Annotated in this window: 1 protein-coding gene; it reads right to left on the reverse strand. The window is 42.6% G+C overall.

From position 1 onward, the window contains the following. Positions 1–51 precede the first annotated feature (51 nt). Positions 52–912 carry an RNA-guided endonuclease InsQ/TnpB family protein gene (locus F6K20_RS39490; RefSeq protein ID WP_287298591.1) on the reverse strand — a complete coding sequence of 287 codons (861 nt, stop codon included), beginning with the start codon at positions 910–912 and terminating at the stop codon, positions 52–54. Positions 913–1,114: the final 202 nt, after the last annotated feature.

Here is a 1,114-nt window from a genome sequence, read left to right on the forward strand (position 1 = left end):
TAGGCGACCAGGTCGTTAGACCGGATTACGCAACGTGCCGGAGACGAAACCTTAGAAGAGTGCAGCCTTACAACAAAACCTGCCACCTTTGATGCATAGCCTATCAACTATAAAGGCTGCACTCTTCTTGCGGTAACTTCTAACCAGTCTCTTGGCGTGTTCTTCACGTTGCCTACTTATGTTAAGATGATGCCTGCCTAGTCTATTAATAGCTTTTCTGCGATTGGATGAGCCTTTCTTTTTGCGAGAAACTCGACGTTGATAAAACTTTAGACGCTTTTCTCCAGCCCTGTAAAATCTAGGATTAGGCTCAGCGTTTCCATCAGAGTCAGTATAGAACTCTTTTAGACCTACATCTAATCCTATGGTTCTTTTGGAGGGGGTTAATTCCTCTTTTACCTCAACTGCAACACAGAATTGTACATAGTAGCCATCAGCTCTTTTTACGATGCGAACCCGTTTAATTTGCTTCAAATCAAAGCGCCACAAGTCCCATGTCCCTTTGAGCTTCAGCTTACCTATGCCTTTTTTGTCCCTGAAAGTTATAGCTTTTTTGTTAGGTGAAAGCTTCCATCCAGATTGTTTGTACTCAACAGAGCGACAGTGCTTTTGGAATCTGGGGAAACCTTTCTTTCCTAGCACCTTCTTTTTGCAGTTGTCATAAAATCGGACAATCGATGACCATGCACGCTCAGACGCTGCTTGTCGTGCTGTTGAATTCAATTCATTAGCGAAAGGGAACTGTTTAGCTAGTATCTTGCAGTATTTACTAAGATCATATTTTCCAGTCCCTTTATTGTCCATCCACAATCTAAGGCAAGAATTACGAATAAACTTGACCGTCCGAATAGCCTCGTCTATTGCAGTGTACTGACTATCTTTCCCGTACGCTTTGAATTCAAGTATGATCACCGGATATCGACCTCCTCCGTTACTATTTTATTCTACACTATATGGCGACAAATACCCGGACAGATTCAAATATTCACGGCGACTAAAGTCGCTACTAGCTTTCATCCCGGAGACGAAACCTGATTAATAGTGCAGCCTTACAACAAAACCTGTCACCTTTAATGCATAGCCTACCAACTTGCTTTGGCTGCACTATTCTTGC

This window comes from Moorena sp. SIO2C4, assembly GCF_010672485.1.
Classification (GTDB): domain Bacteria; phylum Cyanobacteriota; class Cyanobacteriia; order Cyanobacteriales; family Coleofasciculaceae; genus Moorena; species Moorena producens.